The sequence below is a fragment of the Rhizobium sp. C1 genome, from assembly GCF_021026335.1.
In the GTDB taxonomy this organism is placed as follows: domain Bacteria; phylum Pseudomonadota; class Alphaproteobacteria; order Rhizobiales; family Rhizobiaceae; genus Ensifer_A.
Genome location: NZ_JAJNCY010000009.1, coordinates 66269 through 92150, shown reverse-complemented (window position 1 = coordinate 92150; position 25882 = coordinate 66269). Strand labels below are relative to the sequence as shown.

At 61.4% G+C, this 25882-nt stretch carries 29 protein-coding genes; 19 read left to right on the top strand and 10 right to left on the bottom strand.

What is annotated here, in order from left to right; genetic code table 11:
- Positions 1–36: 36 nt before the first annotated feature.
- The 4 genes from LQK83_RS17650 to LQK83_RS17635 form a co-directional block, all read right to left on the bottom strand.
- The gene (locus LQK83_RS17650; RefSeq protein WP_230838714.1) at positions 37–1107 is read right to left on the bottom strand and encodes a polysaccharide deacetylase family protein; all 1071 of its coding nucleotides are present in this window, start codon (positions 1105–1107) and stop codon (positions 37–39) included.
- A gap of 133 nt (positions 1108–1240) precedes the next feature.
- Entirely contained in the window at positions 1241–2998 is a 1758-nt protein-coding gene (locus tag LQK83_RS17645; protein WP_230838713.1) for a putative bifunctional diguanylate cyclase/phosphodiesterase, read from the bottom strand.
- Between the two features lie 168 nt (positions 2999–3166).
- On the bottom strand, positions 3167–4582 hold the full coding sequence (gene tldD, locus LQK83_RS17640; RefSeq protein ID WP_230838712.1) for a metalloprotease TldD: 1416 nt from the start codon (positions 4580–4582) through the stop codon (positions 3167–3169).
- An 83-nt stretch (positions 4583–4665) separates the two neighbouring features.
- The gene (locus LQK83_RS17635; RefSeq protein WP_230838711.1) at positions 4666–5208 is read right to left on the bottom strand and encodes an invasion associated locus B family protein; all 543 of its coding nucleotides are present in this window, start codon (positions 5206–5208) and stop codon (positions 4666–4668) included.
- A 391-nt stretch (positions 5209–5599) separates the two neighbouring features.
- On the opposite strand from LQK83_RS17635, the gene coxB reads away from it, so the two are divergent.
- The 14 genes from coxB (at position 5600) to rnhA (ending at position 17186) form a co-directional block, all read left to right on the top strand.
- Complete coding sequence (gene coxB, locus LQK83_RS17630; RefSeq protein ID WP_230838710.1) at positions 5600–6475, top strand: cytochrome c oxidase subunit II; 876 nt, start codon at positions 5600–5602, stop codon at positions 6473–6475.
- A gap of 20 nt (positions 6476–6495) precedes the next feature.
- Complete coding sequence (ctaD, locus tag LQK83_RS17625; RefSeq protein WP_230838709.1) at positions 6496–8196, top strand: cytochrome c oxidase subunit I; 1701 nt, start codon at positions 6496–6498, stop codon at positions 8194–8196.
- A gap of 110 nt (positions 8197–8306) precedes the next feature.
- Complete coding sequence (locus tag LQK83_RS17620; RefSeq protein ID WP_230838708.1) at positions 8307–9260, top strand: heme o synthase; 954 nt, start codon at positions 8307–8309, stop codon at positions 9258–9260.
- A complete protein-coding gene (locus LQK83_RS17615; protein ID WP_230838707.1) occupies positions 9260–9403 on the top strand; it encodes a hypothetical protein in 144 nt (47 codons plus the stop codon). Before LQK83_RS17620 ends, LQK83_RS17615 begins: the two co-directional genes overlap by 1 nt.
- A gap of 23 nt (positions 9404–9426) precedes the next feature.
- A complete protein-coding gene (locus LQK83_RS17610; RefSeq protein WP_230838706.1) occupies positions 9427–10017 on the top strand; it encodes a cytochrome c oxidase assembly protein in 591 nt (196 codons plus the stop codon).
- Between the two features lie 59 nt (positions 10018–10076).
- Complete coding sequence (locus LQK83_RS17605; protein WP_230838705.1) at positions 10077–10955, top strand: cytochrome c oxidase subunit 3; 879 nt, start codon at positions 10077–10079, stop codon at positions 10953–10955.
- Between the two features lie 111 nt (positions 10956–11066).
- Positions 11067–11345 carry a GNAT family N-acetyltransferase gene (locus LQK83_RS17600; protein WP_230838704.1) on the top strand — a complete coding sequence of 93 codons (279 nt, stop codon included), beginning with the start codon at positions 11067–11069 and terminating at the stop codon, positions 11343–11345.
- 34 nt (positions 11346–11379) lie between these two features.
- Positions 11380–11772, top strand: a complete 393-nt coding sequence (locus LQK83_RS17595; RefSeq protein ID WP_230838703.1) for a DUF983 domain-containing protein — start codon at positions 11380–11382, stop codon at positions 11770–11772.
- Positions 11765–12541, top strand: a complete 777-nt coding sequence (locus tag LQK83_RS17590) for an SURF1 family protein (protein ID WP_442966790.1) — start codon at positions 11765–11767, stop codon at positions 12539–12541. Before LQK83_RS17595 ends, LQK83_RS17590 begins: the two co-directional genes overlap by 8 nt.
- Positions 12538–12912 (top strand): DUF1304 domain-containing protein, encoded by a 375-nt coding sequence (locus tag LQK83_RS17585; RefSeq protein WP_230838702.1) that lies wholly within the window; start codon positions 12538–12540, stop codon positions 12910–12912. The genes LQK83_RS17590 and LQK83_RS17585 overlap by 4 nt, the downstream gene beginning before the upstream one ends.
- A gap of 8 nt (positions 12913–12920) precedes the next feature.
- The gene (gene ispH, locus LQK83_RS17580; RefSeq protein ID WP_230838701.1) at positions 12921–13910 is read left to right on the top strand and encodes a 4-hydroxy-3-methylbut-2-enyl diphosphate reductase; all 990 of its coding nucleotides are present in this window, start codon (positions 12921–12923) and stop codon (positions 13908–13910) included.
- A 149-nt stretch (positions 13911–14059) separates the two neighbouring features.
- A complete protein-coding gene (locus tag LQK83_RS17575) occupies positions 14060–15664 on the top strand; it encodes a putative bifunctional diguanylate cyclase/phosphodiesterase (RefSeq protein ID WP_230838700.1) in 1605 nt (534 codons plus the stop codon).
- A 109-nt stretch (positions 15665–15773) separates the two neighbouring features.
- A complete protein-coding gene (locus LQK83_RS17570; protein ID WP_230838699.1) occupies positions 15774–16733 on the top strand; it encodes a homoserine kinase in 960 nt (319 codons plus the stop codon).
- A gap of 12 nt (positions 16734–16745) precedes the next feature.
- A complete protein-coding gene (rnhA, locus tag LQK83_RS17565; RefSeq protein WP_230838698.1) occupies positions 16746–17186 on the top strand; it encodes a ribonuclease HI in 441 nt (146 codons plus the stop codon).
- A 10-nt stretch (positions 17187–17196) separates the two neighbouring features.
- Here rnhA and LQK83_RS17560 read toward each other — a convergent pair whose 3' ends face one another.
- Together LQK83_RS17560 and LQK83_RS17555 are read right to left on the bottom strand one after the other, a co-directional pair.
- Entirely contained in the window at positions 17197–17787 is a 591-nt protein-coding gene (locus LQK83_RS17560) for a 2-hydroxychromene-2-carboxylate isomerase (protein ID WP_230838697.1), read from the bottom strand.
- Between the two features lie 27 nt (positions 17788–17814).
- Entirely contained in the window at positions 17815–18552 is a 738-nt protein-coding gene (locus tag LQK83_RS17555; protein ID WP_230838696.1) for an SDR family oxidoreductase, read from the bottom strand.
- Positions 18553–18640: 88 nt separating this feature from the next.
- Between LQK83_RS17555 and LQK83_RS17550 the strand changes: the two genes are divergently transcribed.
- Positions 18641–19207, top strand: coding sequence for a TetR/AcrR family transcriptional regulator (locus LQK83_RS17550; RefSeq protein ID WP_230838695.1), 567 nt, complete (start codon positions 18641–18643; stop codon positions 19205–19207).
- A 77-nt stretch (positions 19208–19284) separates the two neighbouring features.
- Here LQK83_RS17550 and LQK83_RS17545 read toward each other — a convergent pair whose 3' ends face one another.
- From LQK83_RS17545 to LQK83_RS17530, 4 genes are all read right to left on the bottom strand, one after another.
- Positions 19285–20187: a metal ABC transporter substrate-binding protein gene (locus LQK83_RS17545; RefSeq protein WP_230838694.1), complete on the bottom strand. Its 903-nt coding sequence runs from the start codon at positions 20185–20187 to the stop codon at positions 19285–19287.
- Positions 20188–20219: 32 nt separating this feature from the next.
- The gene (locus LQK83_RS17540; protein WP_230838693.1) at positions 20220–21092 is read right to left on the bottom strand and encodes a metal ABC transporter permease; all 873 of its coding nucleotides are present in this window, start codon (positions 21090–21092) and stop codon (positions 20220–20222) included.
- Positions 21089–21829: a metal ABC transporter ATP-binding protein gene (locus LQK83_RS17535; protein WP_230838692.1), complete on the bottom strand. Its 741-nt coding sequence runs from the start codon at positions 21827–21829 to the stop codon at positions 21089–21091. The genes LQK83_RS17540 and LQK83_RS17535 overlap by 4 nt, the downstream gene beginning before the upstream one ends.
- 231 nt (positions 21830–22060) lie before the next feature.
- On the bottom strand, positions 22061–22666 hold the full coding sequence (locus LQK83_RS17530) for a LysE/ArgO family amino acid transporter (RefSeq protein WP_230838691.1): 606 nt from the start codon (positions 22664–22666) through the stop codon (positions 22061–22063).
- Between the two features lie 90 nt (positions 22667–22756).
- Between LQK83_RS17530 and LQK83_RS17525 the strand changes: the two genes are divergently transcribed.
- The 4 genes from LQK83_RS17525 (at position 22757) to LQK83_RS17510 (ending at position 25808) form a co-directional block, all read left to right on the top strand.
- Positions 22757–23641, top strand: coding sequence for a LysR family transcriptional regulator ArgP (locus tag LQK83_RS17525; RefSeq protein WP_230838690.1), 885 nt, complete (start codon positions 22757–22759; stop codon positions 23639–23641).
- Positions 23642–23703: 62 nt separating this feature from the next.
- Positions 23704–24027 carry a type II toxin-antitoxin system PrlF family antitoxin gene (locus tag LQK83_RS17520; RefSeq protein WP_230838689.1) on the top strand — a complete coding sequence of 108 codons (324 nt, stop codon included), beginning with the start codon at positions 23704–23706 and terminating at the stop codon, positions 24025–24027.
- The gene (locus LQK83_RS17515; protein WP_230838688.1) at positions 24020–24502 is read left to right on the top strand and encodes a type II toxin-antitoxin system YhaV family toxin; all 483 of its coding nucleotides are present in this window, start codon (positions 24020–24022) and stop codon (positions 24500–24502) included. The genes LQK83_RS17520 and LQK83_RS17515 overlap by 8 nt, the downstream gene beginning before the upstream one ends.
- Before the next feature lie 175 nt (positions 24503–24677).
- Positions 24678–25808, top strand: a complete 1131-nt coding sequence (locus LQK83_RS17510; protein ID WP_230838687.1) for a site-specific DNA-methyltransferase — start codon at positions 24678–24680, stop codon at positions 25806–25808.
- Positions 25809–25882: the final 74 nt, after the last annotated feature.

Sequence of the window (25882 nt, the reverse complement as noted above, 5' to 3'; positions counted from 1 at the left end):
CCTGCAGCGGTTTTGCGTCCGGAGTTGCGTGAGGCGTCAGTTGAGCAGCTTGAACGGGATGCCGGAGGCAAGCGCGCGCACGTAGCGCGCCTTCTGGTAAAGCCCGTTCAGCGACACGCGCGGCAGGCTGCCCATGTGAGACAGGGCGCGCGGCGTCAGCGTTCCAGGCGCCGTCGTCACAGCGAGATCGAAGCCGCATTCCAGCGCCAGATCCCTGTCCCGTTTCGAGACGGCTTCCGAAAAACCGTAAGGGTAGGAAAAGATGCGGTTTCGCCGCCCCGTTATGCCCGTGACATAGATGGCCGACGCCGTCATTTCGTCAATGGCCGCCTCGCGGCTGAGGAAGGCCGTGGCCCGATGCGAGATCGTGTGGGAGCCGAGATGGGCCAGCGGCTGCGTGGCCAGTGCCTGCAGCTCCTTACGGTCCATCACCAGGTCGCGCACGATGGCGTCTGCGTTCACCCCGTAGGCGCGCGCGCGCTCGTTCAGCTGGACAACCGCTTCCGCCTCGTTCGCGCCGATGATGCCGGCGCCGATACGCTCATAGGCCGCCAGCTTCTGGCCGGGCGTTGCCGCCTCCACCAGTTCGACCCCGTTGCCGAAGTCGTAGTCGATTTCATCCGTTGCGTTGACCAGCGCTTCCAGCGTTTCCCACCACAGCGTATGCGTCCGCTCCGTCAGGCCGCGTGTGACGAAAACTGTAAAGGGAACGTCGTGGCGCGCGAAGATCGGTGCGGCATGAACGGCATTGTCGCGATAGCCGTCATCCAGCGTGAAAATCGCGACAGGCTTTGCAGGGTCGCCGTTCTTCAGCCAGTCCGGCAGTTGCGACAGGGCGATCGGCAAATAGCCGTCTTCGAGGATGGCATTGATCGCCTCGTCGAGAAATTGCGGCGTGACTTCGAGATGGCGGTTCGGTTCACAGGCGCGCGGGAGATGAGGCCGCACGTGATGCAGTGTGAAGATGACGCCCCGGCCGGAAAGACTGCGCCCGAGCCCGAGACTGCTCAGCATAGCCGAGGCCTCAAGTCCGCCGGCAATCCCCAGTCGCTTGGCCTGCTGTATGGCCTTAAGCTTCAATCCGCCCGTCACGTCCCATATCTCCACCAGATATATCCCGGAGCCGCAGGCGGCATAAGACACCGGCGCCCGGACAACCGCGAGGCGAGACTAGAGTGCAAAGATTTAAATTGAATTGAGAAAAAGCGGCGTTATTTGAAGATCTTGAGGGGTTGAGCCCTCATTTCGCCTCTCGCGTCGTCTCATAACGTGCAACCCAGCGGAAGAAATCCTCCTCCGGCATCGGCTTGTGCCAGAGGAAGCCCTGGCCCTCGTCGCAACCGATCTGGCGCATCATGTCTGCCTCGGCGGCAAGCTCGATCCCTTCGGCCACGCATTTGATGCCGAGTTCGCGCGCCATGGCCACGATGGTTCGCGCGATCGCCGAGGGCTTGCCGTCGTTGACACGCGTATGCACTAAGCTGCGGTCGATTTTCAATCGGGCGATCGGGTAGCGGGTCAGGCTGCTGATGGCCGAATAGCCGGTTCCGAAATCGTCGATCGAGACGGCGACACCCAGCGCCGAAAGCCCGCGCATCAGTTCGTTGATCCGTTGTGGATCGGACATCAGCATGCTCTCGGTGATTTCCAGCTCCACCCATTCCGGCCGGCAGCCCGCGCGGGAAATGCAGCCCTTCATCAGCGGCAGGAAGTCGTCCAGCATGATCTGGCGCGGCGACAGGTTGACGGAAACCCGCACCGGATTTCGGCTGCCGTCGTTCCAAAGATGCGCGAAATGACAGGCATCCGTCATGATGCGCTCGCCCAGCGGGATGATCAGCCCGGTCTGCTCCGCAAGCGGAATGAAGACGCCCGGCGGGATGGAGCCCATTTCCGGGTGGTTCCAGCGCATCAGTGCTTCGACGCCGGCAATCTCGCCCGTCTGAAGATTGATCTTGGCCTGGAAATGCGCGGTGAAGTTATCGCTCTCGATGGATTTACGCAGATCGGCTTCCAGCTCGAAGCGTTCACGCGCTTCGTCGATCAGGCTCTCGTCAAAGATGCGCCAGGTGTTCTGGCCGCCGCGCTTTGCCGACAGGAGCGCGCTGTCTGCCTGTCCCAGAAGCTGATCGGGATTGTCCCCCTGTTCGGGAAAACACGAGGCGCCAATGCTGGCCGTCACCGTCAGAAGCTTCTGCTCGACGAAAAACGGTTTCGAAATGCGCGTCAGCAGGCGCTCGCAGTCGCGGGCGATATCGTCGCGTCCCGCATCGCGGTAGACGACCATCGCAAAGCTCGCGCCGTCAATACGTGCGAGGAAATCGCCATGGATTTCGGCTTCTTCCCTCAGCCGCTGGCTCAATTCAACCAGCACATGGTCACCGGAAACGCGCCCGATCGTCTCGTTGATCGCGCTGAAGCGGTCCAGATCGATCTTCAGGACCGTGCCCTGCCGCCCGCCCGAGCCCGCCACCGCTTCGGCAAGTTTGCCGGAAAAGTGGCGTAGGTTCGGCAGCCCCGTCATCGGGTCGTAATAGGCATGCTGGAAAAGCTCGTTGCGGCTCGCCGTCAGTTCAAGCTCGAGGGTCTTCCGACGCGTCATGTCGTGGGCGACGCAGACGAATCCGCCAGGCGTACCGTCCGGATTTTTCAGCGCGATTTCCGTGGTCTCGAAATAGATGCGCTGTCCCGACCTCGGGTCGCGCACGGAATGTTCGCTCTGTCCGGTCTGACATTCGGTCGAATGCGCCATGAAGCCGCGGATGAATTGCGGCAGTTCGGCATCGACAAAGGGAGGCATCTGGCCGGCAAGCTCATCCTGCGTCTTGCCGGTAAAGGCCTCGAACGCAGCGTTGCACAACCGGAAGCGCCGGTCCTGATCGAGACACCAGACGATATCGGGCAGGGATAAAAGGATGCGTGCCTCGACAGTCGTCGCCGCCGGCGGTTGTCCCGGCGCGGCCGTGCGGTCCGCCTCAGACAGCGTGACATCCTGCATCGAAATATTGCCCGTGAAAAACCCGATCTCCGGTGCAAACATTACGTGTGAATGGACGGACCGTCTACCCAATTGTGCCTCGCAAGCAGCTCATGTCAGATGCGTCGTCCACAGGCCTTAAATGGCTGCAGGGGGCAGACAAGTCGGGTTGAAGGTGGCTTGCGCCTCTCATGTCCTCGTTCCGCCGACCGTCACCTGATCCATCCGCAGATGCGGCTGACCGACGCCGACAGGCACGCTCTGGCCTGCCTTGCCGCACATGCCGATGCCCGGATCGAGCTTCATGTCATTGCCGACCATGGAGATGCGGCGCATCGATTCCGGACCGTTGCCGATCAGCATGGCGCCCTTGACCGGCGCGCCGATCTTGCCATCCTCGATCATGTAGGCCTCGGTGCAGCCGAAGACGAACTTGCCCGACGTGATATCCACCTGTCCGCCGCCGAAGGCCACGGCATAGATGCCCTTCTTGACCGATGCGATGATCTCTTCCGGCGTCTTGTCGCCACCGAGCATGTAGGTATTCGTCATACGTGGCATCGGCCGGTGCGCATAGGACTGGCGGCGGCCGTTGCCGGTCGGCTTCATGCCCATGAGTCGCGCATTCTGCCGGTCCTGCATATAGCCGACGAGGCGGCCGTCTTCGATCAGAACATTGTAGCCGGAGGGGGTGCCTTCGTCGTCGATGGTCAGCGAGCCGCGTCGCGCCTCGATCGTGCCGTCATCCACGACGGTCACGCCCTTGGAGGCGACCATTTCGCCCATCAGGCCTGCGAAAGCCGATGTCTTCTTGCGATTGAAATCACCTTCCAGACCATGGCCGACAGCCTCATGCAGCATGACGCCCGGCCAGCCGGAGCCCAAAACGACATCCATCGTGCCCGCCGGCGCATCCATGGCCGAAAGATTGACCAGCGCCTGCCGCAGCGCCTCGCGCGCGCCGACCTGCCAGTTTTCGGTGAGGATGAAATCACCGAACCCCTTGCGCCCGCCGGTGCCGAACGAGCCGGTCTCCTGCCGGTCGCCTTCGCCGGCAACCACGGAGATGTTCAGGCGGGTCATCGGACGGATGTCGCGCACACGGTGGCCGTCGCGGCGGATGATGTCGACGATTTGCCAGCTGGCCGCGATCGACGCCGTCACCTGGCGCACACGCGGATCTTCGGCGCGCAAGAAGGCGTCGATTTCCTGCAAGAGCTGCGCCTTGGCCTCGAAGCTCGGCTCGCCGATCGGATTTTCGGCGGAATAGAGACGCTTGTTCGTGCCCTGCGGGGCTTCCGCATAGGAGCCCGAATAACCGCGTGTGACGGCTCCAACCGCGTCTGCTGCGCGCTTGAGAGCGGCCAGCGAAAGGTCGCCCGCATGCGCATAGCCGACCGCTTCGCCGGCAACAGCGCGCAGGCCGAAGCCCTGGTCGGTGTTGAACGTGCCGGCCTTCAGCCGGCCGTCGTCGAAGGTCAGCGCTTCTGCCTGGGCATGTTCCAGATAGAGTTCGCCGTCGTCCGCGTCTTTGAGGGCTTCGGCGACGACGTCCTTCACCGCACCTTCGTCACAATCGAAAAGCTTGAGAAGATCGTCGTTCATGGGGTGCGCCTTTCAGCGAAATGAGGGGATGTCAGCACAGATAAGATAGGTGGCCGCGAAGCGGTTTCCAATCTTGGGGCTTGTCAGGGCAGGGCATCGTAGCCGTCGGCAAAACCCTTGAGGTCGACCGGAATGCCGATGCCTTCTTCCGGGGACTGGAACACGATGAAGGTCGCCTGCGTACCGGCGCGCAGCGTCTTCAGCAGATCGTCCTGCAGTACGACTTCGGCATAGCACCCGTCGGAGAAGCAGCGCACAAAATAGGCGCGGCCGATATCCTTGCCATCGACATTGAGGCCAAGACCGTTGGGAAGCAGGACGCCGAGCGGTGCGAGCACGCGCAGGATGCGCGACTTGCGGTCGGCGGTCTTGAGGACGACGACGGACAGCCCGACTTCCGGACGGTCGTCGGCAATGACGTTCTGCATCAGCGCGCATTGTTCTTCGGATGCGCCGGCGGGCGTGTCGCAGATGACCGACCACGCGCCATGTGTGGAGCGCACCGTACCTTGCCCCTGGCCGGGGGCCGGCGGCGGCTGGGTGGCGGCCTGTGCGGCCGGCGTGAGCGCGATCGACGCAAGGGCGAAGAGGCTGAGCGCTGCACGCTTCAACGGGCTGAATATCATAAACGTCCTCGAATCATTCGTCCGCTTCGGACCAACCGTTTAGCCTCGAAACGCGGAACATTGAACAGTCAAAGCGGGCCCGCTTCAAGGGGCGAGTTGCCGAGGCTCGGGCCTCTTCTGGTCCGCATCGGGCTCAACCTGCATTTAAAGACAGTTGATCGGCGTGAAAAGCGGCAAAAATAGCGTCCGCAAAGCCCGGCAATTCAAAGATGAATTGATAAAAGCCAGAGTAGCCAGGGCTCTTGCGCAAAAATGACGCATGCGTGCACAGTGACGGCGGTTGCGATTGGGGCTAAACTGTGGTTTGAAACAGTTAGGATAGCAGGAAATCTGCTAGACGGTTTGATCTCGATCAAGTGTCGAGGGCCAAACACTGAGGGGAGAGAGATTCGTGAGGAACAAGGCTATTGCAGCAATGGCGTCGGCCGCCAGTTTGCTCTTTGCTGGTGCGGCATACGCTGCCCAACCGACGCCATGGCAGACTGATCTGCAGCCGGCTGCGTCGGGTGTGATGAAGGAAATCCGCTGGTTCGAGGAATACACGCTGTGGTTCATCGTGCCGATTACGCTGCTGGTTCTGGCGCTGCTGATCATCGTCGTTATTCGGTTCCGCGCCGCTGCCAATCCGGTTCCCTCAAAGACCAGCCACAACACGCTGATCGAGATTTTCTGGACCCTCGGCCCCGTCGTGGTGCTGTTCTTCATCGCCATTCCCTCGTTCCAGCTCCTGTCGAACGAACTGATCATTCCGAAAGACACGGATCTGACGATCAAGGCGACGGGCAACCAGTGGTACTGGTCCTATGAATATCAGGGCGGCAAGGAGCTCGCTTTCGATTCGCTGATGCTCAAGGATGCAGACCGTTCCAAGTTCGGCAAGGAAGACAAGGCGGCCTATCCGCGTCTTCTCGCTGTGGATAACGAGCTTGTCGTTCCGGTCGGCAAGACGGTGCGCGTTCTGGTCACGGGTGCTGACGTCATCCATGCCTTCGCAATGCCTGCTTTCGGGGTCAAGATCGACGCCATTCCGGGCCGCATGAACGAAACCTGGTTCAAGGCGGACAAGGAAGGTCTCTACTACGGCCAGTGTTCCGAGCTCTGTGGCAAGGACCACGCCTTCATGCCGGTCGCCATTCGCGTTGTGACCGAAGAACAGTACAAGACGTGGCTCACCGCCGCCGCCGGTAATCTCGGCGCGGCCAACAAGGCCCTCATGGCAGCCACCGACGGCAAGAAGACCGTCGATGTGGCCTCCAGTGCACAGTAATTCGGAGGGGGAACATCAAGATGGCTAGCAATCACGATCACGCCCATGATCATGCCCATGGTCACGCTGGGGGTCACGACGACCATGCCGCGCACGATCACCACCACGCTCCGGGCTTCTTCACGCGTTGGTTCTTCTCGACCAACCACAAGGATATCGGCACACTCTACCTGATTTTCGCGATCTTCGCCGGCGTTGTCGGCGGTCTTCTGTCGGTTCTGATGCGCATGGAGCTTCAGGAACCCGGCATCCAGATCTTCAACGGTCTGGCCCAGATGGTTTATGGAATGCAGGGCGATGCCGCCATCGACGGCGGCAAGCAGATGTACAACGTCTTCACCACTGCGCATGCGCTGATCATGATCTTCTTCATGGTCATGCCGGCGCTCATCGGCGGCTTCGCCAACTGGATGATCCCGATCATGATCGGTGCGCCGGACATGGCGTTCCCGCGCATGAACAATATCTCCTTCTGGCTGATTGTCCCGGCCTTCCTGCTGCTCATCCTGTCCATGTTCGCGCCGGGTCCGGCCGGTGGCTATGGCGTGGGTGGCGGCTGGACCATGTATCCGCCGCTCTCGACATCGGGCACCCCCGGACCGTCCGTCGACCTTGCCATCCTGGCGCTCCACATCGCCGGCGCATCCTCGATCCTCGGCGCGATCAACTTCATTACGACCATCATGAACATGCGCGCTCCGGGCATGACGCTGCACAAGATGCCGCTCTTTGCCTGGTCGGTTCTGATCACCGCCTTCCTGCTTCTGCTGTCGCTGCCGGTTCTTGCCGGCGGCATCACCATGCTGCTGACCGACCGCAATTTCGGCACGTCCTTCTTCGCGCCGGAAAACGGTGGTGACCCGATCCTCTTCCAGCACCTGTTCTGGTTCTTCGGTCACCCGGAAGTGTACATCCTGATCCTGCCCGGCTTCGGTATCATCAGCCACATCATCTCGACCTTCTCGCGAAAGCCGGTCTTCGGCTATCTCGGGATGGCCTATGCCATGGTGGCCATCGGCGCCGTCGGCTTCATCGTGTGGGCGCACCACATGTACACTGTGGGCCTGTCGCTCAACACGCAGCGCTACTTCCTCTTCGCCACCATGGTGATCGCGGTGCCGACCGGCATCAAGATCTTCTCCTGGATCGCGACGATGTGGGGCGGCTCGATCTCGTTCCGTACGCCGATGATCTGGGCGATCGGGTTCATCTTCCTGTTCACCGTCGGTGGTGTGACGGGCGTGCAGCTTGCAAACGCCGGTCTCGACCGCGCAGTGCATGACACCTATTACGTCGTGGCCCACTTCCACTACGTTCTGTCGCTCGGCGCAGTCTTCGCGATCTTCGCGGCCTGGTACTACTGGTTCCCGAAGATGACCGGCTACATGTACAGTGAAATGCTGGGCAACCTGCATTTCTTCGTCATGTTCGTCGGCGTGAACATGGTGTTCTTCCCGCAACACTTCCTCGGCCTTGCCGGCATGCCGCGCCGCTACATCGACTATCCGGACGCCTTTGCCGGCTGGAACTATGTCTCGTCGGTCGGTTCCTACATCTCAGCCTTCGGCGTGTTCATCTTCTTCGTCTGTGTCATCGAGGCCTTCATGAAGAAGCGCGTCGCAGGCGACAATCCGTGGGGGCCGGGCGCCGATACGCTGGAATGGCAGCTGTCCTCGCCGCCGCCCACCCACCAGTGGGAACAGCTTCCGCGCATCAAATAGGCGGGACAAAAAACGAAGCGCCGCTTGCGAGGCGGCGCTTCCAGTCTGTATGAAGCCAGCGCCGGGCGTCGTCCGGCCTTGGTATGCAAGAAGAGCGACAGGTTCAGTTCATGTCTTTGATCGACAACCGCGAAATCAGCGACGCGCAGGCAGGCTTCAAGGTTTCCGAAGCCTCGGCGGGGGATTTCTTCGCCCTGCTGAAGCCGCGCGTCATGTCGCTTGTCGTCTTCACGGCCTTTGCAGGCCTTATCCTTGCGCCCGGCACCATCCATCCGCTGATGGCCTTCTTCGCCATCGTCTGCATCGCGGTGGGGGCGGGGGCCTCCGGTGCGCTGAACATGTGGTATGACGCCGATATCGATGCGGTCATGGCCCGCACGGCAACGCGCCCCATTCCTGCCGGCAAGATCGCGCCCAACGAGGCGCTGGCTTTCGGCCTTGTCTTGTCCGCCTTTTCGGTCGCCATTCTGGGTCTGGCGGTCAACACGCTGGCCGCTGGCCTGCTGGCCTTCACCATCTTCTTCTACGCCGTCGTCTATACGATGTGGCTGAAGCGCTCGACGCCGCAGAACATCGTCATCGGCGGCGCGGCCGGCGCTTTCCCGCCCATGATTGGCTGGGCCTGCGTGACCGGCGGTGTTTCGATCGACAGCATCTGTCTGTTCCTCATCATCTTCCTGTGGACGCCTGCGCATTTCTGGGCGCTGGCGCTGTTCAAGATGAAGGATTACGGCGCCGCGGGCGTTCCGATGCTGCCGAACGTTTCGGGTATCGCCACGACCAAGACGCAGATCGTCCTCTATTCGGTTCTGACTGCCATTGCCGGTGTCGCGCCGACCTTCACGGGGCTGGCCAGCATAGGATACGGCATTTTTGCCGGTGTGCTCGGCCTCATCTTTGTCGCCATGTCGATCGGCGTCTATCGCATGGATGACAAGGATCAGAAGATGGTCCCGGCCAAGAAGCTCTTCGCCTATTCGATCCTCTATCTGTTCGTCATCTTTTCCGGCCTGATGGCCGACCACTATGCGGCGAACCTGCTGCACATGGGAGGGCTCATCTGATGGAGCTAGAAACGGTCAAGCTGACGGAAGCGCAGCAGAAATCGCGTCGGGGCCGCAACATCGCGCTGGGCCTCGTTCTCGCCGGACTTGTTGCGATCTTCTACGCGATCACGATCATCAAGTTCGGCAGCAAGCCGGTGTAACGGGCGCTTGGGGAGGAGAGACCATGGCGAAAGGAACACAAGACAGACGCAACGGCCTCGTGGTCGTGGTCTGTCTCGGCATCTTTTTCGGCATGATCGGACTGTCCTACGCGGCGGTGCCGCTCTATCGCATGTTCTGTCAGGTCACGGGATACGGCGGCACGGTTCGTGAAGTCGAACAGGCCTCCGGCGTCATTCTCGATCAGACCATCAAGGTCCGCTTCGACGGCAATGTGGCGTCGGGTCTCGCCTGGGATTTCAAGCCGGACCAGCGCGACGTCGTCATGAAGATCGGCGAGACGAAGCAGATCTACTTCCATGCGAAGAACACATCCGACAAGGAGCTGACCGGTCAGGCGACGTTCAACGTGACGCCGGAACAGGCCGGGGCCTATTTCAACAAGATCCAGTGCTTCTGCTTCACCGAGACGACGCTGAAGCCTGGGGAGGAACTGGAAATGCCCGTGCTCTTCTTCGTCGATCCTGACATCGTGAAGGATCGCGAGACGAAGAGCATTGGAACCATCACGCTGTCCTACACCTTCTATCCGCATGAGAAGACCCGCCCGGTCGCCGATGCGAAGAAGCCGGTGGATGCTGCAGCAAAGCTTTGAATTTTCGAGAGGAGAGCTCCGGTTCGCCGGGGCGGGGTTGAAATCCGGGGAAGACTGACATGGCAGACGGACACAACAGACAACACGACTATCACATCATCGATCCCAGCCCGTGGCCCTTCCTGGCCTCGGTCGGCGCCTTCATCATGGCGATCGGTGGCGTGTGCTACATGCGTTATCTTTCCGGGCAGCCCTTCGAACTGTTCGGCATGAACCTCGCCAATCCGTGGGTCTTCTTCATCGGTCTCGTGCTGGTGCTCTACACGATGTTCGCCTGGTGGGCCGACACGATCAAGGAAGCCCATGAAGGTCACCACACGCGCGTCGTATCGCTGCACCTGCGCTATGGCATGATCATGTTCATCGCGTCCGAAGTGATGTTCTTCGTCGCCTGGTTCTGGGCCTTCTTCGACGCCAGCCTCTTCCCGGGCGAGGCCATCCAGGCCGCCCGCACCACCTTCACCGGCGGAACATGGCCGCCGAAGGGCATCGAGGTTCTCGACCCCTGGCACCTGCCGATCTACAACACCGTGATCCTGCTGCTTTCGGGCACGACGGTCACGTGGGCGCATCATTCGCTATTGCATGGCGACCGCCGGGGCTTGATCAATGGCCTGACGCTGACGGTGCTTCTCGGCCTGCTCTTCACATTCGTGCAGGGCTACGAATACGCCCACGCGCCTTTCGCGTTCAAGAACTCGATCTACGGCGCGACCTTCTTCATGGCAACCGGCTTCCACGGCTTCCATGTCATCGTCGGCACGATCTTCCTCGCCGTCTGCCTGTTTCGGGCGGTCGGCGGCGATTTCACGCCGAAGCAGCATTTCGGCTTCGAAGCGGCCGCCTGGTACTGGCACTTTGTCGACGTCGTCTGGCTTTTCCTCTTCTTCGCCATCTATATCTGGGGCGGCTGGGGCGCGCCGCTGGCGCATGGCTGAGCAAGACTGACTGGCAAAATCCGGCGGCGCGGCTGGTCCGCGCCGTTTTCATTTTGGCGAGATCGGCCATCGCGGGCCAGTCGTCCCGAAAAGCATGAAAGGAAACGCAGCATGGACATTCGTGAGGAAAAAACGGGCTCGGGCGGTCGTTATGTCGCCACGCTTGAGGGCCATGAGGCGGAAATGACCTATTCGCGCGCGTCGGCCCATCTGATCATCATCGATCACACCGGCGTACCCGATGCGCTGCGCGGCAAGGGCGCCGGACAGGCGCTGGCCGCCCACGCTGTCGAGGAGGCGCGGGCAGGCGGCTGGAAGATCATTCCGTTGTGCCCCTTCTTCAAGGCGCAGGTCGGGCGTCATCCCGAATGGGCCGATGTCATCAAGTGACGATTTCTCGAGGCGCTTTGCGGAGGTTTGAACCGTGCAGCCAGATAAAGACGATGAAGCGCTTTACCCTGCGGTGAACCCTATTGCCGCCGGACTTAGGTGCCGCTGCCCGCGCTGTGGCGAGGGTGCCCTTTTCGAGGGCTTCACGAAGGTCAGGCCGGCCTGCTCGAATTGCGGGCTGGATTACGGCTTTATTGACGCCGGTGACGGGCCGGTGGTCTTCGTTCTGCTGATCATTGGCTTTATCTTCGTGGGGCTGGCCTTCTGGATGCAGGTGACTTATGAGCCGCCCATGTGGGTGCAGTTCGTGCTCTGGATTCCGCTGATGATCCTCTCAGGCCTGGCGCTGATGCGCTCGCTCAAGGGTGTGCTCATCAATCTGCAATATTTACATAACGCCAAGCCGGGCGAGATAGACCGTGGTTGACACAATAGAAGACGGAAGACGGGCAGCGCGCCCCTTCTGGCGCTGGGTTCGCAGAATCGTCACGCTTGTTCTTCTGGCGCTGACCTTCACGACACTGATCGCGCTAGGCACCTGGCAGATGCACCGTCTGGCCTGGAAAGAGGCGCTTCTGTCCGATATCGCCGAGCGCCGCGCCATGCCCCCCATCGGCATTGACAAGATCGGGGGTGTTCTGGCCTCCGGCGGCGATGTGGACTATCGGCCCGTCAACATCACCGGCACGTTCGATCATACACGTGAGCAGTTTTTCTTCGCCACCTATAACGGCGAGGCCGGCTACTATGTCTACACGCCGCTGAAGCTTGCCGGCGGCGAGTATATTTTCGTGAATCGCGGCTTCATCCCCTATGACAAAAAGGATGCGGCCACGCGCGCCGCTGGCCAGGTCACGGGGGAGGTGACGGTCACGGGGCTTGCCCGCTCCAAGCTTCTCGGCAAGCCGTCCTGGGCGGTCCCCGACAACGATCCGGCGAAGAACATCTTCTACTGGAAGGATCTCGACGCGATGACGGCGCATGCCGGCTTCGCAAAGGCGCGCGTCCTGCAATTCTTCGTCGATGCCAATGATGCGCCCAATCCCGGCGGGCTGCCGATCGGCGGCGTCACCCAGTTCGACTTTCCCAATAATCATTTACAATATGCGCTGACATGGTATGGCCTAGCTGCAGCATTGGCCGCAGTCGTCGCGATCGGCTGGTTTCGCGGGCGCAAAACGGGAACTGAGAAATGACCATTGTTGCCGCCATACTCACCGCGCTCGTCGCCATTGAACATGTTTACATTCTCTATCTCGAGATGTTCCTCTGGACGAAGCCGCAGGGCCTGCGCACGTTTGGCATGAGCCTGGAAAAGGCTGAGGAAACCAAGGTTCTGGGGGCAAACCAGGGCCTCTATAACGGCTTTCTCGCCGCAGGTCTCTTCTGGAGCCTCATCCATCCCGACGCCGTTTTTGCCTATGAGCTGAAGGTCTTCTTCCTCGGTTGCGTGATTGTTGCTGCCCTTTACGGCGCATGGTCGGCGAGCCGGAAAATCCTGTTCACGCAAGGCATGCCGGCAATTATCACGATGATCGCCGTGCTCGTCGCCGGCGTCCATGCCTGAGGGGTGCCATGAAGCCGAAGCTGACCATCCGACTCTGCGAACCGCGCGGCTTTTGTGCCGGCGTCGATCGCGCCATCCAGATTGTCGTTCTGGCGCTGAAGCGCTTCGGCGCGCCGGTCTATGTCCGCCACGAGATCGTGCACAACCGATTTGTGGTCGAGGGTCTGGAAGCCAAGGGCGCGGTCTTCGTCGAGGAGCTCGATGAGATCCCTGCCGAACACCGCATGCAGCCGGTCGTCTTTTCCGCCCACGGTGTGCCGAAATCGGTGCCGGCCGATGCCGAAGCCCGCAATCTCTTCTATCTCGATGCGACCTGCCCGCTGGTATCCAAGGTGCACAAGCAGGCCATGCGCCACCAGCGTCTGGGCCGTCATGTCGTGCTGATCGGCCATGCCGGCCACCCGGAAGTCATCGGCACGATGGGCCAGCTCGAGCCGGGCGCGGTTTCGCTGATCGAAACCGTCGAGGATGCCGACCGCTATGTGCCGGCGGATCCCGAAAATCTTGGTTTTGTCACCCAGACGACGCTGTCTGTGGATGACACGGCAGGCGTGATTGCCCGCCTGCAGGAGCGCTTCCCGAAGCTCGCGGCGCCAGCAGCCGACAGCATCTGCTATGCCACCACCAATCGCCAGGAGGCGGTGAAGCACGCAGCACCTGGCTGCGATCTGTTCCTGATCGTCGGTGCGCCCAATTCCTCCAATTCGAAACGTCTGGTAGAGGTGGCGGAAAAGGCGGGTGCGAAGAAATCGCTGCTCGTTCAGCGCGCTTCCGAAATCGATTGGGACAATCTCGGCGACATTTCTGTCGTCGGCCTCTCTGCCGGCGCCTCCGCGCCAGAAGTCATTGTCAACGAGATCATCGCCGCCTTCAAATCGCGTTTCGATGCGACGGTCGATCTTGCGGTGACCGCAGAGGAAAATGAGCATTTTCTCGTCAATCGCGAGTTGCGTGAAGTCGAACTGACCGCGTCCGACATGGCCTTCGTCAACGGGTGAAAATGAGGCCCGCATAGTTCGGGGGAAATGGTGATGGCGGCTTCACGCAAAATAAAGGATCTCCCTTAATTGTGGTGAAATTCTCGAAGGGTATAATTCCTTTTTGAGCTGGCATGGAATGGTCGTCGGCGCATTTTGGGGTTGCGCGAATGAAACCAAAGAGCGGAACGCGGGTCTTTATGGAGATCATGGGCTGGGCCCTGGTCTTCATGTCCGCTGCGGCATTGGCCGTGACGTTTAATCTTCACGCCTACCTGGATTCCTTCCTTGTTGCCTATGGTGGCTTTCATTTGGACGATGTTTTCATTTCGTTGAACATCGCCGGCCTGATCGGGCTGATTTATTCCGCGGTTCGGGTAAAGGACCTGACGATTGAAAACCGCCGCCGCCGCGAGGCCGAGCGGAACGTAGCCTGGATCGCCGCGCACGATGCCCTCACGGGCCTGCCGAACCGCCGTTCGCTCGACCACAAGATCGATGCTGTCGCCTCGGCGCGCCAGGACAGTTTCGACAGAACGGTCTATTCCATCGATCTGGACGGGTTCAAACGGGTCAACGACCTCTTCGGTCATGCCGTGGGCGACGAGGTGTTGAAGATTGTCGCCGAGCGCCTGAAGGCCTTCTTTCCGGACGAGCGCGTTTATCGTATCGGTGGCGACGAATTCGTTGTGATTGCACGCGGCGCCGACCTCGATGCGGCGGCCGATCTGGGACAGCGCATCGTGCAGCAGCTCACCGCGCCGATCGATGCCGATGTCATGACGGTCGATGTCGGGGCGAGCGTTGGGTATGCCTTCTGCACCGGCGGTGGGGATGCGCTGAACACCGCAATTCTGCATTCCGATCACGCGATGTATGCCGCCAAGACGTCGGGCCGCAACCATGTGATGGCCTTCGATCCGTCCATGGAGCAGGCCGTTTACAAGCGGGCGCATCTGGAAGGCGCGCTGAAGAGAGCGGTGCGAGAAGGCACCATCAAGCCCTATTTCCAGCCTCTCATCGATCTCAGCAGCGATCGGGTCAACGGTTTCGAGGCGCTGGCGCGGTGGGAGATCCTGCCGGGCGAATTCGTCTCTCCGGCAGAGTTCATCCCGCTGGCTGAAGAGACCGGCCTGATGGCGCCGCTGACCGAACATCTGTTGCGGCAAGCCTGCATCGAGGCGCGCGGCTGGCCGGGTGAGGTTCGGCTGGCGTTCAATCTGTCGCCCGTGCTGCTCAGCGATTCCGTGATCGGTCTCCGGCTGATCAGGATCATGGCGGAGGAGGGGTTCTCCCCGGAACGGCTGGAGCTGGAGATCACCGAAAGCAGCGTGATGAAGGACTATCCTTCCGCCCAGAAGGTTCTGGGCGACCTGACGGAAGCCGGCGCCAGCATCGCCCTGGATGATTTCGGCACCGGCTATTCGAGCCTTTCCCAGCTCTCCGGCTTCTCTTTCGACACGATCAAGATCGATCGAAGCTTCGTCACCGCCATGAACAAGGGCGAACGTCAGGACAAGGTGATCCGCTCGATCATAGCGCTCGGCTCCGCCCTCGGCGTCAGGACGACGGCGGAAGGGATCGAGGATGAGGAACAGCTGGCCTATCTGCGCTCGCTGGGATGCGACATCGGCCAGGGCTATCTGCTTGGCCGGCCGATGACGGCTGAGGCCGCGCGCTTGTTTCTGGAGACGCGCGGGGAAAAGACACCCCCTGCACTCTCCAAGGGCACGATGGAGGCCGGCTCCGGTGGGGCCGCCTGGCGCCGCGCCTGATCAGACGGGGACGCTTGACGGCAGTACCCTTCCGCCAGCTTTCAAGCCTGTTGCTTTGCATCCCGAGTCGAGGCATGAGAACGGGGATTGACTTGCGAGGAACCCCGCCTTGGCCGTTTACACCGACATCTCGGAAGATGAACTCTCCGCTTTCCTGAGCGATTATGACGCCGGTTCGCTGACGTCCTACAAGGGAATTGCCGAAGGCGTCGAGAACTCCAATTTTCTGCTCCACACGACGGAAGGCTCGTTCATCCTCACGCTTTATGAGAAGCGCGTCGATCCGGCCGATCTGCCGTTCTTTCTGGGCCTGATGCAGCATCTGGCGAAGAACGGCCTGTCCTGCCCGCTGCCCCTCATCCGCAAGGATGGCGGGATGCTCGGCGAGCTTGCCGGCCGCCCCGCCGCCATGGTGACCTTTCTGGAAGGCATGTGGCCGCGCAAGCCGACGGTCGCTCATTGCCGCGAGACGGGCAAGGCGATTGCCGCCATGCATCTCGCTGGCGAGGGTTTCGAAATTACGAGGCGCAATGCGCTCTCCGTTTCCGGCTGGCGGCCGCTCTGGGACAAATCGCAATCCCGCGTCCATGAGATCGACGCGACGCTGCGCGACGAAATTCCGGGCGAGCTGGCCTTTCTGGAAACCCATTGGCCGAAAGACCTGCCGACAGGCGTGATCCATGCCGATGCCTTTCCGGACAATGTCTTCTTCCTCGACGAGACCTTCTCCGGTCTCATCGACTTCTATTTTGCCTGCAATGATTTCCTCGCCTATGACGTGGCGATCTGCCTGAACGCCTGGTGCTTCGAGAAGGATGGTTCCTTCAACCTGACGAAGGGCATGGCGCTGCTCGAAGGCTATCAGGAGGTGCGGCCGCTTTCCGAAGCGGAGGCGGTGGCCTTGCCGATCCTCGCGCGCGGTTCTGCGCTGCGCTTCTTCCTGACTCGCCTCTACGATTGGCTGGAAACCCCGCCGGGCGCACTGGTGGTCAAGAAGGATCCGCTCGAATATCTGCGCAAGCTGCGCTTCCACGCGCATGTCAAAAGCGCCGCCGATTACGGCCTGTAAGAAAGCATTCCGATGAAGCATGTCGATATTTTCACCGATGGCGCCTGTTCGGGCAATCCCGGCCCCGGTGGCTGGGGCGCGATCCTGCGCTATGGCGACAAGGAAAAGGAAATGTCCGGCGGCGAGGCCGAGACGACCAACAACCGTATGGAGTTGATGGCGGCCATCGAGGCGCTGAATGCGCTCAAAAGCCCCTGCGAGGTCGATCTCTACACCGACAGTGCCTATGTGAAGGACGGCATTTCCAAGTGGATTTTCGGCTGGAAGAAAAACGGCTGGAAGACCGCAGACAAGAAGCCGGTCAAGAATGCCGAACTCTGGCAGGCGCTGGAAGAAGCCCGCAACCGCCACAAGGTGACGCTCCATTGGGTCAAGGGCCACGCCGGCCACCCGGAGAACGAACGCGCCGATGAACTGGCGCGTATGGGCATGGCGCCGTTCAAGACGCGGTGAGCGCTGGCACTCACCCTTTAAGCGCCCGCTCCACGAACATCAGCCGGTCCTGCCCCCAGTACATGTCCTGGCCGACAAAGAAGGTCGGCGCGCCGAAGACGCCGCGCTGAACGGCTTCGTCCGTGTCGGCTTTCAGCTTGTCCTTCACAGCATCCGTACCGATCTCCGCCATGAGCGCCTGCGGGTCGATCCCGGCGCGTACGAGCACCTTGCCGATTTCCTGCAGGTCGCCGAGATTGACCCGCTGCTCGAACATCGCCGGAAAGATTACATCGAGATAGGCTTCCAGCGCCTTTGGCCCGCGCATCAGCATGGCAGTGGCGCCGCGCATCAGGGCCAGCGTATTGATCGGGAAATGCGGGTTCATCTGGAAGGGGATGCCGTAATAGTTGGCCCACCGGTGCAGGTCGATGGTGGAATAGCTGCCCTTGGCAGGCACCGTCATCGGACTCACATTGCCCGTCGCCTTGAAGACGCCGCCGATCAGGATCGGCCGCCAGACGATCTCTGCCCCGTTGCGCGCCGTAATCTCCGGAAGCGCCCGCCAGGCGATATGACTGAAGGGGCTGCCGACATCAAAAAAGAATTCGACCTGTTTCATGCGCTTCGTCCTTGTGAGGTGAGAGGTCTACCAGCGTTCCGACCAGGGCCGCAGATCGAGTTCATGCGTCCAGGCATCGCGCGGCTGGTTATGCAGATGCCAGTAGTTTTCGGCGATGTGGTCGGGATTGAGAATCCCGTCTTGGTCCTTCAGCGCATAGCGCTCGGGAAAGCTGTCGCGGATGAAATCCGTGTCGATCGCCCCGTCGATGACGACATGGGCGACATGGATGTTCCGCGGCTGCAGCTCGCGCGCCATGCTCTGCGCCAGCGCCCTGAGCGCATGCTTCGCGCCCGAAAAGGCGGCGAAATTGGCAGACCCCCGCAAAGACGCCGTAGCGCCCGTGAAGATGATCGTGCCGCGCTGGCGCTCCACCATACGCTTCGCGACCTCGCGTCCGCTCAAGAAAGCGCTGAAACAGGCCATCTCCCAGATCTTGAAATATTTCCGTGCCGTCTCTTCGAGAACGCTGGCCGGCACATTCGCGCCGATGTTGAACACCATGACCTCAATGGGCCCGACCTCGCGCTCGATGCGTTCCACGAGGGCCACCACGTCCTCTTCCTTGCGCGCGTCCGCAGCAAAGCCTTGCGCCTCCCCGCCCTCGGCGCGGATCGCCTCGACAAGTCCCTTCAGCTTCTCGGCGGAGCGGCGGGTGACACAGGCCGTATGGCCGCCGCGCGCAAAGCGTCTGGCAATTGCCGCGCCCGTCGCGTCCCCGGCGCCGATGATGAGCGCAGCCTTCCGGCGCGGCTGGTCTGTCATCGGTTTCCTCCCTGAAAACGATCGTTACAATAACGAACGTTATGTGATAGAAGCGGACCCTGTCAAGGATCATCAAGGCGAAGCGATCATGCGCTATCAGGACGGTTACAAGGATCAGAAGCGGCGCGAACTGCTGAAATCAGCCGGCGCAGCCGCCAAGGAAAAGGGCTTCGCGGCCACGGGCGTCGATGCCCTTGCGGCGGCGGCGGGCGTCACTTCAGGCGCGGTCTACGCCCATTTCGGCTCCAAGGCAGGTCTGCTGGATGCCGTGATCGTCAACGAGATGGAGCGCAGCCGCGCCCGCTGGGCGAGAAATCCGGAGATGCCGGCCGGGAACTGGCTGGCGGAGCAGGCGGCGCATTATCTCAGCCGCGCGCATGTCGATCATCCGGAAAGCGGTTGCCTGATGCCGACGCTGGCCGCTGATATCGCGCGGGCTCCCGACTATGCGCGGCAATCCTTCGAAGACCAGTTGCTGCAGGCAAAGGCGGTCATCGCCGAAAGACTGGGTGATGGCGACGGCGCCTGGCAGTTTCTGGCGCAGATCGTCGGCGCCATGGTTCTGGCGCGCGCTGTTGTCAGTGACAATGTGCAGGAAGAAATTCTGGCGGCCAGCAGAGAGGCAGTCGGCGGCCGAAAGACTGCGGCGCGGTAAAAAGTTGCCCCTCCCACAGGGGGGGTGGGGAGGGGCGGACCGACAGCGGGGGGGGAAGCCGCCGGCCAAGTCGTTCCTTAGCTGTTCTTCTGCATCGCGTCGGCAAGCTGGTCGACGTTGAAGCGGAACATCTTCTCATAGGTCGATGCCGGACCATCCTTCTTCGACAGCGCCTCGACATAGAGCTCGCCGCCGGAGGTCGCGCCCGTGGCCTTGGCGACCTGCTTGACAAGGCGCGGGTCGTTGGAGTTTTCGAAGAAGTAGGTCTTCACGCCTTCCGACTTGATCTGGTCGATCAGCTTGGCGACGTCGGCGGCCGAGGCTTCGGTTTCCGTCGAAACGCCCAGCGGCGACAGGAACTTCACCTTGTATTCGGCGCCGAAATAGCCGAAGGCGTCGTGGCTCGTCAGAACCTTGCGGCGATCTTCCGGGATCTTGTCGATCTTCTGATGCGCATAGGCGTTCAGGGCGTCGAGTTTCTTCTGATAGGCATCCGCATTGGCGGTGAAGACGGCGGCATCTTCCGGATCGGCAGCCTTCAGGGCTGCTTCGATGTTCTTCACCCAGATCTTGACGTTGAGCGGGTCGTTCCAGACGTGCGGATCGGTGACGGTCTTGCCGTCTTCTTCCATCTTGTGCAGCGAGATGCCTTCCGAAACGGTGACCGGCGTACCCTTGTAACCGGAGGCCGAGATCAGTCGGTTCATCCAGCCTTCGAGGCCTTCGCCCGAAACGAAGACAACGTCGGCGGCCTTGAGATGCTTGGCGTCGGCCGGCGAGGGCTCGAATTCATGGGGATCGCCATTGGGCTGGACGAGGCTCGTCACCTTGACCTTGTCGCCGCCGACCTGATGGACGACATCCGCCAGCACGGTGAACGAGGCCACCACGTTGAGGTCCTTGGCCGAGGCTGCGCTGGCGAAGGCGCCAGAGAAGCACAAAGGCAGGGCGAGGCCGAGGAGGAAAAGACGTTTCTGCATGGGCAAAACTCCTGTTCAGTTGAGATAACGGTTCAGTTGGCGAGATGCGGCCGGCGGAAATACCGGCTCATGAGGCCCGAAGGCGCGAAGAGCAGCGAAACGACATAGATGATCGCTGCCGAAACGATGATCGTCGGGCCGGAAGCCAGTTCGAGATGGTAGGAGGCGACCAGCCCCGCGTAGCCGGAGATGAAGGCGGTCGCCACCGAGATGCCGAGCATGGCGGGAAGCGTCCGCGCCCAGAGCTGCGCAATCGCTGCAGGCAGCATCATCAGGCCGACGGCCATGAGTGTGCCCAGCGCCTGGAAACTGGCCACAAGGTTCAGCACCACCATCAGCATGAAAAGCCCATGGATGAGCGGCCCACGACCGCCGACGGCGCGCAGGAAGCCGGGGTCGAAGCAATCGATGACCAGCGGGCGGTAGAGCACGGCGAGCGCGGCGAGCGTCAACGAGGTGATCGTGCCGATCAGCGTCAGCGCGTTGTTGTCGATGGCGAGAATGGTGCCGAAGAGCACATGCAGGAGGTCGATATTCGAGCCGCGCAGCGACACGATGAGCACGCCAACGGCCAGCGAAATCAGATAGAAGCTGGCAAAGCTCGCATCCTCCTGAAGCACCGTCATGCGACTGACGACGCCGGCAAGCAACGCGACGGACAAGCCCGCAACCAGCCCGCCGATACCCATCGCCGTCAGCGACAGCGAGCCGGCGACGAGATAGCCGATGGCCGCACCCGGCAGAACCGCATGGCTCAGTGCATCGCCCATCAGGCTCATGCGCCGCATGGAAAGAAACGTACCGATGGGCGCAGCCCCAAGCGCAAGGCAAAGGCAGGCAACCAGCGCACGACGCATGAAACCGTAGTCCATGAAGGGTGCAATGAAGAGATCGTAGGCGCTCATGCCGGTACCTCGCAGACGGGCGCATTCTCGTCCCAGCGTTCGGCAAGCGCGCGCGCGCGCTTCAGGTTCTGCGTGGTCATGACCTCTTCGGTCGGCCCCCAGCCGATCAGTTCGCGGGCGATCAAAAGCGTCTGCGGAAAATAGCTGCGCACCTGTTCGTGGTCGTGCAATACGGCCACGACCGTGCGGCCCTCGCCATGCCAGCGCAGCACGATGTCGATCAGGTCCTGCGTCGTGCGGCTGTCGATGGCGGTGAAGGGTTCGTCGAGGATGATGACGGCGGCGTTCTGCAAGAGAAGCCTTGCAAACAGTGTGCGCTGGAACTGCCCGGACGAAAGCGAGCCGATCGGCCGCGTCTCGAACCCTTCGAGCCCGACAGCCACAAGCGCTTCGGACGCCTTCTCCCGCTCGGCCAGGCCAATGCCGCCGAATGCGCCGGCCCGCTTCCATGCGCCGGTCACCACCGTATCGATGACGGAGACGGGGAAGCGCCGGTTGATATCCGCGGCCTGGGGCAGATAGCCGTAATTGCGGCTCGGCACCGCCCGGCGAATGGTTCCTTCTGCAGGCTTCAACTCGCCCATGATGGTGCGCAGCAGGGTCGATTTGCCGGCCCCGTTTGGCCCGGCAATGGCCGTCAGGCTGCCGCGCGCGAGCGCGCCGGACACGTGATGCACGGCCGGGTGCCTGTTATAGGTCACGGTCAGGTTGTCGAGGGCAATCGCAGGCGTGCTCATGACAGGGAAATCGCCCATGCAATGGCAAGCCAAAGTCCAACCATCGCCAGCACTGCGAGCCCGACACGAAACAGTGCCGAATGCTGTAGAAGACTGGTGCGCGCCGTGGAGGCGCGTGAGGGCGTGACTGGCGAATGCATTCTCAAGTCCTGAACGTTATATTATTACGTGTTATGGTATAACGGATCGGACGTAAAGAGGGCAAATCCCAAGATGGAGAAAAGTTAACGTTCAGCCGAGCGTCGCAAGCCGCACCGCGATGGCGCCCATGGTCATGCCGATGCAGGCATCAAGGATGCGCCACGCCGAAGGCGTTGCCATCAGGGGGGCCGCCAGCCGCGCGCCGTAACCGAGCGCGAAGAAGAAGACGACCGACGCGGTCGCGGCGCCCGCCCCGAATATCCACTGATTGGGCGCAAACCGCGTCGAGATCGAGCCGACAAAGACGACGGTATCGAGATAGCAATGCGGATTGGCCCAGGTGAAGGTGAGGCAGGTCAGGACCGCGGTCTTGAGCGGTACAGGAGGCGCCTCGGCGGGGTTGAGGCCGCTTGTCACATGAAAGGCCGACCACAGGCTTTTGAGCCCGTAAAGCGCGACAAAGGCCGCCCCGCCATAGCGCATCACCGGCTCCAGCCAGGGTAGAGCCTGCATGGCCACGCCGAAGCCCGCCACGCCTGCGGAAATCAGCAAGGTATCGGAGACGGCGCAGATCGTGGAAAGCACGAGGACATGCTCGCGTCGCAGGCCCTGCCGCAGCAGAAACGCATTCTGCGCGCCGATGGCGACGATGAGCCCGAGACTGGTGGCAAAACCGGTGGCGAAGATGGAAAACATGAAAAGCCCGCGTGATGAGGCTTGCCTTCTGGCCTGTTCCCGCGCTTCAGTAAAACTAACTTTTCTAAATCTGGATTAGGAAAACTGAAGATGCTCGATTACGCCGCTCTGGCTGCGCTTGCCGCCGTCGTCCGCGAGGGAAGCTTCGAGCGGGCAGCGCTGGCGCTCCACGTCACGCCGTCGGCCGTCTCGCAGCGTATCAAGGCGCTGGAGGAGAAGGTGGGTGCGGTTCTCGTCCGTCGCGGCCAGCCGGCGGAACCGACGCCGCAGGGCAGGGCGCTCTGCCGTCATTTCGATGCCGTCTCGGCGCTGGAAGGCGAGCTTGCCGCCGACCTGCCGGGCCTCAGCCCCGAAGGCGAGGGCAGGGCGACGATCCCGGTGGCGGTCAATGCAGACAGTCTCGATAGCTGGTTCCTGACGGCGGTCGCGGATTTCTCGCAAAAGACCGGGCACCTGGTAGAGATCAAGGTCGACGATCAGGATCACACTGCCGAATGGCTCCGCCGCGGCGAGGTTCTGGCCGCCGTGACGTCGCAGGAAAAGCCGGTGCAGGGGTGCCGCGTCAAGCCGCTGGGAAGCCTGACCTATAGAGCCAATGCCAGCCCGGACTTCATGGCGCAACACTTTGCCGATGGCGTCACGCCGGAGACCCTGGCGCTCGCCCCGTCGCTCGCCTTCAACCGCAAGGACCGCCTGCAAAGCCAGTGGATGCAACGACATTTCGGTGCGGAGCTGACGCCGCCGCTCAACTGGGTGCCGTCCCCGCAAGGCTTCGTCATCGCCTGCCGCCTCGGGTTGGGTTGGGGCTGCAATCCGGACATGCTGGTGGCGGAGGCCATGGCGAATGGGCGGCTGGTCGAGCTGGTCCCCGGAGCCATCCTCGACATTCCGCTATTCTGGCAGGTCAGCCGCTTGCAATCCGGCCTGCTGACGGCTTTGGGGGAGGCAGTGGCAAGGGCAGCCGAAGGGCGTTGAGACGCTGAATGTTGACGAAGTAATGCATTTGCATTACCTTCTTGCCAAAGGAGCCCCCCCCCATGGTCAGCCGTGCAACCATCGAGATCGACGCAACGATTACTGAACGAGGGCAAACAACAGTGCCTGCCGCAATCCGCAAGATGTTGGGTGTTCGCAAGGGGGCTATCGTCTTCAAGGGGTTGGCCGACGGCACCGTCGTCATTGAACCTAAGCATGAGACTGGCGAGACGGACCCGGTGCTCGATGGGTTCCTGGCCTTTTTGGCACAGGACATTCCGAAAAATGCGGCCATCAAACCCTTGAACGCCGACCTCATCAAGGAGATCAATGCGCTCACCGAGGGCGTGGAAGTCGATCTGGACGAGCCGCTTCCCGATGAGTGATCTGAAGATCAACGGCTGGTCCATTTATCTTCATCCGCTTTTCGTCGACGCTCTGCAAAAGATGATGGACGATGTTCGCAAAGCCCGCGATGCAGATCCTGAAAACTATCGTCAGAAGCGGGCCGCCAAGCTGCTTGCCGCCACCCGCAAGATGGCCTTCGAAGAAATCCCCGCCAATCCTTCAGACGCAAAATTCCGTCAGGGATCGACACTGGGCGATGCTTACAAACACTGGTTTCGCGGCAAATATGTCCAGCAATACCGCCTCTTCTTCCGCTATCACGAAGAGCGAAAGGTCATCGTGCTGGCTTGGGTGAATGACGAGAAGACAAAGCGAGCCTATGGCCGCAAAACGGATGCTTATGCGGTTTTTGCGAGGATGCTGAAAAACGGCAACCCTCCCGACGATTGGGCGGCGCTCCTGGCGGAAGCCAAGGCCGAAACTCGCGCCGATCTCAAGGAACTGGACGTCTGAAGCGACTTCCCGGTTCTGCGGGTTATCCTGCTCCACTTGCAGACGAATATATTTCCCCAAACGCCCATCCCCTTCAGCTTTTGGTAACCAAAATCGGTAACCCTAACCTGGAGTTAAGCGCATCTGTTTGGATGCGTCGTGAAGTGTTCCGAGTAAGCGTAACCAAGAGTATCCGATGTCAGCAGTTCTTTCGCTTGGCGAGGTTTCCGGCCGTCCGGAAAGTCGCAACTGGCTCAACACGATCATCAAGGGCGACTGCGTTGCCGCCCTCGAGGCGCTTCCGGACAAGTCCGTCGACGTCATCTTCGCCGACCCGCCGTATAATCTCCAGCTTGGCGGCGAATTGACCCGGCCGGATCAGTCCAAGGTCGATGCCTGCGACGATCACTGGGACCAGTTCGCCTCCTTCGAGGTCTATGACGCCTTCACGCGGGCCTGGTTGCTCGCCTGCCGCCGCGTCCTGAAGCCGAATGGAACGATCTGGGTCATCGGATCCTATCATAACATTTTCCGCGTCGGCACGATCATGCAGGATTTGAACTTCTGGATCTTGAACGACATCGTCTGGCGCAAGACGAACCCCATGCCCAATTTCAAGGGCCGCCGGTTCCAGAACGCGCATGAGACCATGATCTGGGCCTCGCGCGATGCCAATGCCAAGGCCTATACGTTCAATTACGAGGCGATGAAGGCGGCCAATGAGGATGTGCAGATGCGCTCCGACTGGCTGTTCCCGATCTGCAATGGTGCCGAGCGCCTGAAGAACGGCGACGGCGACAAGGTTCATCCGACCCAGAAGCCGGAAGCGCTGCTGGCCCGTGTGCTCATGTCGTCCACCAAGCCCGGCGATGTCGTACTCGATCCCTTCTTCGGCACGGGCACGACCGGCGCCGTCGCCAAGCGCCTCGGCCGCAACTTCGTCGGCATCGAGCGCGAGCAGGACTATATCGACGCGGCCTCTGCCCGGATCGCGGCCGTTGAACCGCTGGGTGCAACGGAGCTGACCGTCATGACCGGCAAGAAGGCCGAGCCGCGCGTCGCCTTCGTGTCGCTGATCGAATCCGGCCTCATGAAACCCGGCACGATCCTCTCCGACGCCAAGCGCCGTGTGAGCGCCATCGTGCGCGCCGACGGCACACTGGTTTCGGGCGCTGAAGCAGGTTCCATTCACAAGGTGGGTGCACGCGTGCAGGGCTTGGACGCCTGCAACGGCTGGACCTACTGGCATTTCGACGATGGGCAGTCCCTGAAACCCATCGATGTATTGCGTTCTCTCATCAGGGAAGACATGGCCAAGGCGGGGTAACCCCTGACACCGCCTTTGCCAGCAGACGGCCGACGATGCTGGAACCTCCAGTCCGCATCGCCGGACTATTCGCC